Annotated in this window: 7 protein-coding genes; 5 read left to right on the plus strand and 2 right to left on the minus strand. The window is 43.6% G+C overall.

Translation table 11 applies throughout. From position 1 onward, the window contains the following. Window positions 1-1191, plus strand: coding sequence for an acetyl-CoA C-acyltransferase (locus EQY75_RS07980; RefSeq protein WP_129604672.1), 1191 nt, complete (start codon window positions 1-3; stop codon window positions 1189-1191). A 22-nt stretch (window positions 1192-1213) separates the two neighbouring features. After that, window positions 1214-3028, plus strand: a complete 1815-nt coding sequence (locus tag EQY75_RS07985; RefSeq protein ID WP_129604674.1) for an acyl-CoA dehydrogenase family protein — start codon at window positions 1214-1216, stop codon at window positions 3026-3028. Window positions 3029-3091: 63 nt separating this feature from the next. Here the strand turns inward: EQY75_RS07985 and EQY75_RS07990 are convergent, their stop codons facing one another. After that, window positions 3092-5113, minus strand: a complete 2022-nt coding sequence (locus EQY75_RS07990; protein WP_129604677.1) for a dipeptidyl-peptidase 3 family protein — start codon at window positions 5111-5113, stop codon at window positions 3092-3094. Between the two features lie 155 nt (window positions 5114-5268). On the opposite strand from EQY75_RS07990, the gene EQY75_RS07995 reads away from it, so the two are divergent. Further along, on the plus strand, window positions 5269-6702 hold the full coding sequence (locus EQY75_RS07995) for a pyridoxal phosphate-dependent decarboxylase family protein (RefSeq protein WP_129604679.1): 1434 nt from the start codon (window positions 5269-5271) through the stop codon (window positions 6700-6702). Here the strand turns inward: EQY75_RS07995 and EQY75_RS08000 are convergent. After that, window positions 6692-8491, minus strand: a complete 1800-nt coding sequence (locus EQY75_RS08000) for a glycoside hydrolase family 15 protein (protein WP_129604681.1) — start codon at window positions 8489-8491, stop codon at window positions 6692-6694. The genes EQY75_RS07995 and EQY75_RS08000 overlap by 11 nt on opposite strands. A 101-nt stretch (window positions 8492-8592) precedes the next feature. Between EQY75_RS08000 and EQY75_RS08005 the strand changes: the two genes are divergently transcribed. Next, window positions 8593-10803, plus strand: a complete 2211-nt coding sequence (locus EQY75_RS08005; protein ID WP_129604683.1) for a bifunctional alpha,alpha-trehalose-phosphate synthase (UDP-forming)/trehalose-phosphatase — start codon at window positions 8593-8595, stop codon at window positions 10801-10803. Next, a complete protein-coding gene (locus tag EQY75_RS08010) occupies window positions 10766-11680 on the plus strand; it encodes a TolB-like translocation protein (RefSeq protein WP_129604685.1) in 915 nt (304 codons plus the stop codon). The genes EQY75_RS08005 and EQY75_RS08010 overlap by 38 nt, the downstream gene beginning before the upstream one ends. The last annotated feature ends 1 nt before the right edge of the window (window position 11681 follow it).

The following is an 11681-nucleotide window of genomic DNA, read 5'->3' on the forward strand; positions in this document are numbered from 1 at the left end:
ATGAAAACTGCATACATAGTAAAAGCTTATAGAACTGCCGTTGGGAAAGCCCCTAAAGGCCTGTTCCGATTTAAACGCCCTGACGAATTGGCTGCCGAGACCATCGAGTATATGATGAAGGAGGTGCCTCAGCTCGATAAGAAAAGGATAGACGACGTCATCGTAGGAAACGCCATGCCGGAAGCCGAACAAGGCTTAAATGTGGCCCGACTGATCTCACTTATGGGATTGAAGATCGAAGATGTCCCCGGAGTCACAGTAAACAGGTATTGTGCTTCAGGATTGGAAACCATTGGAATTGCAACCGCCAAAATTCAGTCTGGAATGGCAGACTGTATCATTGCCGGTGGAGCGGAGAGCATGAGCTATATCCCTATGGGAGGATACAAACCAACACCTGATTATGCCGTTGCGAGCGAAGGGAATGAGGATTATTATTGGGGTATGGGATTAACCGCCGAAGCCGTTGCAGAGCAGTTTAAAGTATCAAGGGAAGATCAGGATGAATTTGCCTATAATTCGCATATGAAGGCCCTCAAAGCTCAGAAGGAAGGAAAGTTTGAAGATCAGATAGTTCCCATTGAAGTAGATCACACCTTTGTTAACGCCAAGGGGAAAAAAGAAAGCAAGTCCTATACGGTTAAGCAGGATGAAGGTCCACGGGCCGATACCTCAAAAGAGGTTTTAGCCAAACTCAGACCCGTTTTTGCGGCAGGTGGAAGTGTGACTGCAGGTAATTCTTCACAGATGAGCGATGGTGCAGCTTTTGTTCTGGTCATGAGTGAAGAGATGGTGAAAGAATTGAATTTGGAACCGATCGCCAGATTGGTCAACTATGCCGCTGCCGGCGTAGAACCCAGAATCATGGGAATCGGACCGGTAAAGGCAATTCCAAAGGCACTTAAGCAAGCGGGAATGAAGCAGTCAGACATCGAGTTGATCGAATTAAACGAAGCTTTTGCCTCACAATCCCTGGCAGTGATCAGGGAATTAGATCTCAATCAGGAAATTGTTAACGTCAACGGTGGTGCTATCGCCTTAGGCCATCCCCTGGGATGTACCGGTGCCAAGTTATCGGTTCAATTATTTGACGAGATGCGCAAGCGAAAAATGAAAGGAAAACACGGCCTTGTCACCATGTGCGTAGGAACCGGACAGGGAGCAGCGGGCATTTTTGAATTTTTAAATTAATCACCTTCAAATTTATACGACCATGAGTACCGAAACTATAAACAAAGATATTTTAAGGGGAGGCCAGTTTCTTGTCAAAGAAACCAAGTGTGAAGACGTCTTTACCCTGGAAGACCTCAACGAGGAACAAAAAATGATGCGTGAAAGCACCAAGGAATTCGTCGATCGGGAGCTTTGGGCAAATTGGGAACGCTTTGAGAAGAAAGATTACGAATTTACCAAGGAATGTATGCTTAAAGCAGGAGAACTCGGACTTTTGAGTATTGCTGTTCCTGAAGCTTACGGGGGAATGGGAATGGGCTTTGTCTCTACTATGCTTGTATGCGATTATATCTCAGGAGCTACTGGATCATTTAGTACTGCATTTGGCGCACATACAGGAATTGGGACGCTTCCCATTACTTTATATGGTACCGAAGAGCAGAAGCAAAAATACGTCCCCAAACTGGCTACCGGAGAATGGTTTGGTGCTTACTGCCTTACAGAGCCCGGAGCGGGATCAGATGCTAATTCAGGAAAGACAAAGGCTGTTCTTTCTAAAGACGGAAAACACTATAGCATCACAGGACAAAAGATGTGGATTTCCAATGCCGGTTTCTGCAACTTGCTTATCGTCTTCGCCAGAATAGAGGATGATAAGAACATCACCGGATTTATCGTAGAAAACGATCCTGAAAATGGGATCTCAATGGGTGAGGAAGAAAAAAAGCTGGGTATACATTCCTCCAGTACACGTCAGGTTTTCTTCAATGAGACAAAAGTACCTGTTGAAAATATGCTTTCCGAAAGGGGTAACGGATTTAAAATCGCGATGAACGCCTTAAACGTTGGACGAATTAAATTAGCTGCCGCCTGCCTTGAAGCACAAAGAAGGGTATTGAATGAAGCCGTAAATTACGCCAATGAACGCATTCAGTTTAAAACCCCCATTATCAATTTCGGGGCTATTAAATCTAAGATTGCACAAATGGCGATCAACACCTATGCAGGAGAATCTGCCTGCTACCGTGCAGCCAAAAATATCGAAGATCGTATTGCGATAAGAGAAGCTGAAGGGAATACGCATCAGGAAGCAGAACTCAAGGGGGTAGAAGAATACGCCATAGAATGTTCTATACTAAAAGTGGCAGTTTCTGAAGACGTACAGAATACAACGGACGAAGGGATTCAGATCTTTGGGGGCATGGGCTTTAGCGCTGATACCCCTATGGAAAAAGCCTGGAGAGATGCGAGAATTTCCAGGATCTATGAAGGCACCAATGAGATCAACCGAATGCTAGCTGTGGGAATGTTGGTCAAAAAAGCTATGAAAGGTCACGTAGACCTCTTAGGACCCGCTACAGCAGTAGGAGAAGAATTAATGGGAATCCCTTCTTTTGATACTCCTGATTTCTCCGAATTGTTCGCCGAAGAGAAAGACCTTATCGCAAGATTGAAAAAGGTATTCTTAATGGTGGCAGGAAGTGCCGTACAGAAATTTGGTCCGGACCTCGAATCACATCAGCAATTGCTACTCGCTGCCTCTGATATTCTGATCGAAATTTATATGGCTGAATCTACCCTGCTTCGCACCGAAAAAAATGCGAAACGCAGCGGAGAAGAGACCCAGGAAATTGAAATTGCAATGACCAAACTCTATTTATACGAGGCAGTCGATCTTGTAATTAAAAAAGGAAAAGAAGCCATCGTATCCTTTGCTGAAGGAGACGAACAGCGTATGATGTTAATGGGACTGAAAAGGTTTACAAAATACACCAATCAGCCCAATGTAGTGGCCTTACGCAACAAGATTGCCGATAAGGTGGCAGCTGATAACGGCTACACTTTTGACGAATAAACTTCATCACCCTAAAATAAAAAACCGCCTCTGAAAGGCGGTTTTTTTATATGCGTAAAAGCCCTAATTTAAATTGCTGTATTGTTCTGAGTACGACAGCATTTGTTCCTGAAAACTGTTAGGTTGAACTACTTTAATATCGGTAATTTCACCTTCTCTATTCATCTCAGGCATTAAGACCGGATTTACAAAGCCACTGTAAGGAGGGGTTTTAAAAGCGGAATTCCGTTCTAATACTTCGGCGTGTAATTCCTGATCCACTTTAACTCCATAGCCTTCTACAAGGTCTTGCGCAGCCTTGAAATCACCTTCTGATTTAATCCTCTGGGTTTCTTTGAGTAACTCACCAAATAGCTCTCTTAGTTTGGCATAATCGTTAATGCGATAGAAGGTTTTACCCTCGCGTACCACCTTCTCTATAACCTTGTCATCTTTGCCCTTTTCAAAAACCCAGGCTGACACCCATTGTCGATTCACCATATGATCTTCTTCAATATCATCCCCGAGCTCAATCCTAATCAGCTGGGTAACCAAACCATTTCTTATATAACGATCATAGGCAGTCATTCCCAACGCTTCCCAGTTGTCTGTAAGGCCCATCTCCTGCAACTTTGGATCCATTAAATAGTACAAGCCCACTAAATCTGCTCTCCCCTCTTCCATGGTAGAGGCATAATTTTTAAGCGTTTCTTTAGGCTGGCCCACTCCTTCATTGAGTTGTCCTGAGGCATGACCTACGACTTCATGTAATGCTGTTAACAATTTTGATGCAGTCTTACCGTATTTATTTTCCCGGGCGATTTCCTCTTCACTGTAAGCAAATTCATTTAATCTGCCTGAGCCACCGGCATTACTGTAGGCTTCAATGATGTTTCCTAGGGAAACCGACTTGCTGCCATGTTCCTGTCTAATCCAGTTATTATTTGGAAGGTTAACCCCTATTGGTGTACTGGGTGAAGCATCTCCGGCCTCTCCGGCCACATTTACTGTTTTATAAGAAACCCCTACAACATTTTCTTTTTTGTGTTCGTCCATCAAGGGAGATTCATCTTCAAACCACTGGGCGTTTTCAGAAAGCACCGCCATTTGTCTTGACATTTCAAAGTCCTTGAGCTGGACGATGGTTTCATAAGAACCCTTATACCCTTTTGGATCGTTGTATACCTCTATAAATCCATTGATCCAGTCAACATCGCCTTCACGGGAATTCACCCAGGAGATGGCATATTCATCCCAGGTATCAAGACTACCCGTTTTATAATACTCTATGAGAAGTTTGAGCGTAGTTGCCTGCTGTTCATTCTCAGCAACTTCAACAGCCTTCTGAAGCCATTTGATGATCTCATCGATGGCCTCCCCGTAGAGTCCGCCCGACTTATAGACCTCCTCTTTGATTTCACCATCAATTTTTGAAAGCCTCGTATTTAATCCTGTTTCTACCGGTCTTCCCTCCGGTCCTTTATCGGCTTTGGCGTAAAAGGCCTCAACCTCAGCATCGGTCAGGCTGGGATCATAAAAATTTACAGCCGAGGCTGCTACGTTATCCACGCCCTTCTTTTTATTGACTTTTTTAATATCCGCTTCATTGAATAATACCTCAAATGCTTCGCCCTCCAGCCTTGTACCCGTTTCATCGAGTAAACCCTGAAGGTAGTCTGGACTGAAGTCGGGTTTTAATTTGTCATTGGAATAATGGTGATGGATCCCATTGGAGAACCAAACTCTTTTCAGGTAAGTTTCAAATGCCTGCCATTCAGCAGTGGATTTATCCCCAGAGTAGCTCCTATAGATGTTTTCAAGGCCATTCCTTATTTCCAGATTATGACGGTAATTCTGATCCCAGATAATGTCTCTGCCAGCCAGGCCGGCTTGGTTCAGGTAATAAACCAATCTTTTTTGATCAAGGCTTAGTTCATCAAACCCAGGGATTTGGTATCTCAGAATTTGGATGTCCGCAAATTGCTCTACAAAATATTCGAAAGAGGCAGCTTCGGAATCGGCAATACGCTCAGGAGCCTCCTTTTCCTGGCAAGACCAAATTAGTCCGAGTGCAATAAATGCGATTAAAAAATGTCGTAATTTCATAATATAAATTCTATTAGTCGTTGTCCTCAAATGTAAAAATTTAGGATTCAATTCGGATGTTTTTTTTCCTAATCCTTCAACGATTAAGGGCTAATATCCAAATTTGTTAATACTTCATATTCATCTGCTGTTAGAATCCTCATCAAATAAGCCTTATGAAATCAACCCTTTTAAGTGAAGTATATAATCCAGAAATATTCCGGGAACAAGGCCATGCACTTATCGACCTGCTTGCAGGGCATTTGGAGGAGAGTCTCCGGCAGAACAAGAAGGTGATCAACTGGAACCTGCCCGAGGACGAAAAAGATTTTTGGGAAGGTTTCCTGGCTTCAGGATCCGAGACTGATTTTTTTAAAGAAGTTCTCGTACATACCACTCATGTTCATAACCCCCGATACATCGGACATCAGGTTTGTGCCCCCGCCCCTATCGCAGCCTTGTCTGGATTGGTCAGTGCTATGCTCAACAATGGCATGGCCGTCTATGAAATGGGTATGGCCCCAACAGCCATTGAACGTATCATCACAGATTTGATCGCCGCAAAAATTGGTTTCGATAAAACGGCAAGGGGTATCTTAACTTCAGGTGGGACGTTGGCCAACCTCACGGCAATCTTAGCCGCCCGAAAAGCCAAGGTTATGAAAGATGTCTGGAAGGAAGGCAGTTCAGATCGACTGGCAATTATGGTCTCTGAAGAGGCTCATTACTGTGTAGACAGAGCAGCCAGAATCATGGGCCTTGGATCGGATGGGATTATTAAAGTTCCGGTGACTGATGGTTTTGTCATGGACAGCTCCAAATTGGAAGCGTATTATCAACAGGCTACGGAAAAAGGATTAAACGTATTTGCCCTGGTTGGAAGCGCCCCTTCAACAGCCACAGGAATTTACGATGATTTGGAAGACCTTGCAGCTTTCTGTAAAAGGCACGGGCTTTGGCTTCATGTAGATGGGGCTCACGGAGGTGCAGCGGTTTTCTCGGATAAATACAAAAAAACGGTCAAGGGAATTGAACTCGCCGATTCAGTGGTTATTGACGGACATAAGATGATGTTGATGTCTACCATAACCACTGCACTCATTTTTCGGGATGGCAGTCACTCTCATACCATTTTTAGTCAGGAAGCGGATTACTTATTGCAGCAATCGGACAAAGAAGACTGGTTCAATCTGGCGAAAAGAACCTTTGAGTGTACTAAAACTATGATGAGTCTGCAGTGGTTCCTGCTTTTTAAAACCTATGGAGAAAAGGTTTTTGACGAGAATGTCACTACCCTATATGATTTGGGGCAAAGCTTTGGGAAAATGATCGTTGCAGATCCCGATTTGGAACTGGCTACGACTCCTGGTTCCAACATCGTTTGTTTCCGATTTGTGCACCCGGGGCTTTCTCTGGAAGAGACTAACGACTTAAACAGAAGGATAAGGCAAGAACTTCTTGAGGAAGGGAAATTTTATATCGTTCAAACCCGCATTCGAGGGAAACAGTACCTTCGCTGCACCATAATGAATCCTTTTACCACCATTCAACATCTGGACGAACTGCTTTCACTGGTCAGGATAAAAGCAAGGCAAATCCTTAACGCATAGATTCGAGGATACGTTGTTCTGTGGCTTTCTGAGAAAAATTTATAGCACATTCAATAAGTGCAAGATGGGAATAAGCTTGTGGAAAATTCCCCAGCAAGCGCTTCGATTTAAAGTCGATGTCCTCACTAAATAAGCCCAGATGATTCCCGTAACTCAAAACGCGGTCAAATAACTTCTGCGCTTTTTCTTCTTCTCCGATTTTGAATAAGCTGTTGATAAACCAAAACGTACAGATCGTAAACGAAGAAGAGGGCAATCCAAAATCGTCCTTATTTTTATATCGATATAAGAGTCCGTCGTTGCTGAGGTGTTTTTCTATAGCTTTCACAGTACTGATATACTTTGGATCCCTGGCTGGAATAAAACCGTAAGATTCCATGAGTAAGACCGAGGCATCGAGGTTTTTGCTACCGTAAGATTGGGTAAAGGCCTTTACATCATCATTCCAGGCCTTGTCCATTATGTCTTGTTTGATCTCCTGCTCTAACATACTCCATTTCTCAATCTTCTGCCATTTGCGGAAGATACGTGCCACTTTGATCGCGCGATCAATGGCGACCCAACACAAGACTTTGGAGAAGGTAAAATGCCGATCTTCTTCCCGAAATTCCCAGATCCCCTTGTCAGGTTCCTGCCAGTGTTCAGAAACGATCCAGGCGATTCCTTTGGTTATTCCCCAGAGCTCTTCGGCATTTTCAATATTGGTACTGAAAATGTTCAATTGGGCGTGAATAGCATCCATCAGGATGCCATAAATGTCGTTCTGCCTCTGCTTGTAGGCCGCATTACCAATCCTGACCGGTTTAGAGCCCTTGTATCCCTTTAAGTGGTCCAGGGTTTTCTCGGTAAGTTTTTTCTCTTTGTTGATCCCGTACATGATCTGAAGCTTCTCCCCTTTTTCAGGAATAAGGTCAACGATAAATTGCAGATATCGCCGGGCAACATTGACGTGTCCGAGATCAACCATCACTTTGATTACCATAGAGGCATCGCGAATCCAGCAAAATCGATAATCCCAATTCCTAACTTCCCCAATGGTTTCTGGCAATGATGTGGTAGCAGCGGCTAAGACTGCGCCTGATTTGTTATAAGTGAGTAACTTTAAAGTGATCGCGCTTCTGGTGATCTGCGCGTTGTATTTTTTATAATTAGGGGTTTTATTGCTCCAGTTTAACCAGTACACTTTGGTCCTTTCCAGTTCCAGATAGATCTTCCGGGTGCTGGGCAGGAAAATTTTCTCGTTGTATGCAATCAGAAAATATCCGTTCTCTGTGACTTCCAACTCTCTCCCCTCCATGACCGCGTTTTTGTTAAAAGAGGTGTACAGGAAAACCGTTTCAAAATTTTTACCCTTAGTCAGACTCGCGATAAAATTCTTTTTGATATAAGACTTTGTTTCCCCAAGGGCATAGGCCAGTTTAGGTTCATAGTGGACGCTAAACTTTGGTTTTCCGGAGATGTGCTTTATGTATCGCACGACTTCAGGAGGGGCGTAATATTGACTTTGACTGGTGAGATACCTCGGCATAAAGTCGTGAATCTCAAAAACATCATTCCCTTCCCTGAACTCAGTAATTAAAACAGCAGTATTTTTTTTATAACGTTGTTTTATCTCATAGGAAGGAGCTACCTTAATGCCAAAATTACCACCTATTTCATCGTCGAGAAGTTTGGCAAAGACGGAGGAAGAGTCAAATTCTGGTAAACAGCACCAATCAATTGAAGCTGTTTTTGAAATGAGTGCTGCACTCCTGCAATTCCCTATTATTCCGTAATCTAAGTTGTCCATAAATAAGAATCCTGTAAAATTTCTTGTTTCATTGCAATTGCGCCTCAATTTGACGAAATTTAGAAAAACAAAAGAGAAAAAAGGTTAAAAACATAGAATTTATGGCCAAAACTATCATAATCTCAAACAGACTGCCTGTACAATTGCAAATTGACAATGGAACCATCAATGCTATCCCCAGCGTAGGCGGATTAGCTACCGGCATGAAGTCTGTTCATTCTGATGGGCAAAGCCTGTGGATCGGGTGGAGTGGCCTCACAGAAGAGGAGATTCCGGAAGAGTTGGAAGGTGAGATAGATAAGGCATTGGCCGAACACGGTTCTTCCAAGGTAAAACTAACGGCTGCAGAGGTTGATGGCTTTTATTACGGCTTTAGTAACCGAACCATATGGCCTCTTTTTCATTACTTTCTAGAGTATTCAGAGTTTGAACTCTCCAGCTGGAATACCTACAGGGAGGTAAACCAAAAATTTGCCGATGCCATTTTAAAGGAAGCTTCGGAAGATGACATTATTTGGGTTCACGACTATCAACTGATGTTGGTCCCTCAGATGGTACGTGAAAAAAGGCCCGATATTTCCATTGGTTTCTTTCTTCATATCCCCTTTCCCTCTTATGAAATCTTCAGAACCCTGCCCTGGAGGGAAGAAGTTTTATTGGGGCTTCTAGGTTCAGACCTTATAGGTTTCCACACTTACGATTACGAAAGGCATTTTTTAAGTTCCATAAGGCGTATCCTGGGCCTGGAAGTTAGTTTTAACGATATTTATCTTGAGAGTCGGATCATCAAGGTCGATTCTTTTCCCATGGGGATTGATTACGCTAAATTCCACAATGCTGCAAAAGATCATGAAGCCTTGCCAAAGAATAAGCAATCCGATCTTCAGCGCAGGCTCAACACCCACAAGGAATCAACCCCTGACGCAAAATTTCTATTGTCCATAGACCGATTAGACTACTCCAAAGGGATCGCAAAACGCCTCAATGCCTACGAATACTTCCTGAATAAATACCCTCAGTACAAGGAAAAGGTTCGATTGATCATCCTGGCTGTTCCCTCGAGGAGCAATGTTCCCCAATACCAATTGCTCAAACGGGAAATTGATGAGCTGGTAGGACGGATCAACGGGGAGCTGGCCACAGTAAGCTGGACGCCGATCTGGTACTTTTACCGCTCTTTGCCCTTTGACAATCTTATTGATTTGTACACCTCATGTGATATAGCCTGGCTTACGCCCATACGCGACGGGATGAACCTGGTGGCCAAAGAGTATATCGCTACCAGAACAGACAAAACCGGGGTGCTCATTTTAAGTGAAATGGCAGGTTCGGCCAATGAGATGAATGAGTCCTTGCTTATCAACCCCAACAACTTTGAACAAATCGCAGATACCATTCACAGGGCGATACAGATGCCTGAGAAAGAGCAAAAAGAAAGGAATAGCGTGCTGCAAAAAAGGCTTGAACGCTACAATGTAGAGAAATGGGCCAATGATTTTATGCGCTCCCTTACCGAACAGAGAGATAAGGATCCAACCTATGTGGCACAACGTTTATCCGTTGATCTAACAAACACCCTGATCAGTGAATATAGGGAAGCTGAACACCGACTGCTATTTTTAGATTACGACGGTACGCTGGCGGGCTTCCACAACGATCCTCAAAAGGCATCACCCGATGCCGAACTTTATAAATTGTTGGATGATATGAACGCGTTACCCAATACAGACGTATTCCTGATCAGTGGGCGGGATAAAGAGACGTTTGGGAAATGGTTTCTAAAAAAGAAATACAATATGATCGTTGAGCACGGCGTATGGCTTTCGGAAGGAGGAAACGATTTTACCATGCTGGAGAATGTCAAAAAGGACTGGATGGAGAAGATTCTGCCCGTTTTGGAATCCTTTGTTGACCGTACCCCGGGAAGTTTTGTAGAGGAAAAAAATTACTCCCTTGCCTGGCACTATCGGAATACAGATCCTGATTTCGGACAAAAAAGAGCCTCTGAACTTAATACGGTGCTGAGAAGCCTAATTGCCAACGATGACCTCAGCGTGTTGAATGGCAACAAGGTGATGGAAATTAAAAGCAGTAATGTAAATAAGGGAAGGGCTGCAATGCGTATTTTTACGAGGCATGATTACGACTTTGTCTTTGCGATCGGTGATGACTGGACCGATGAGTTTATGTTCCAGGAATTGCCTGAGACCGCAGTTACGGTCAAAGTCGGCCGACAAAAAACACAAGCTAAATTTTATCTAGATAGTATTAAAAATGTACGCGATCTCCTATCCCGATTTACCAAAAAATAAGTCGAGCCAACATCTTCTGCTCAGCTTCTTCATCTTTTGTCTGGCTACCACATCGGTCCTGGCCCAGGCTAATTCAGAAGTCTTTCTCCTGACCCTTGAAAAGATCGGAGATAAAATACAACTGGGTCCTCCGAAAAACATATCCAATAATTCGGGCTATGACAACCAGCCATCCTTTTACAATGACAATCTGGTACTATTCTCTTCAACACGCAACGGGCAAACCGATATTGCTGCTTATGCCGCAAATAAAGACAGTGTCTTCTGGAAAACAAACACTTCAGGAGGCAGTGAGTATTCACCATTAAAAATTCCTGGCAGCAAGAATTTCTCGGCTATACGCCTGGATGAAGACGGAAAGCAGTTACTTTATGAGTACACCTGGAAAACAGGACGTTCGCGAGTTGTATTAGAGGATCTCAAAGTAGGTTACCACCTTTGGTTCAATGAGGACATTCTGGTAAATTCGGTCCTGGTTGAGGATCGGATGGACCTAATAGTCTCCAACCTTAAGGACCACTCTAATTATACCTTTCAGAGAAACGTAGGGCGATCACTTCAAAAGATTCCTAACACTCGTCTGGTCAGTTTTATCAGCAAAGAAAATGAGGATTGGGTATTAAAATCCGTCAATCCGGTATCAGGGGCAACCGAGGTGATCACAAGTTTGCCCAGGGGAGTACAGGATATTTGCTGGTTGCCCGATGGCTCTGTACTGGCCGGGCAAAACAATCAACTGCTCCGATACAACCCAAAAAAAATGAACTGGGAAGTCATTGCTTCTTTTCCGGAAGGAGAAATGGCCAATATCACCAGACTGGCAACCAATGCTATTTCCGGTCTCCTCCTTATGGTAGCGGAAATTCCAAATAAGTAAT

It is taken from the genome of Muriicola soli, assembly GCF_004139715.1.
GTDB lineage: Bacteria > Bacteroidota > Bacteroidia > Flavobacteriales > Flavobacteriaceae > Muriicola > Muriicola soli.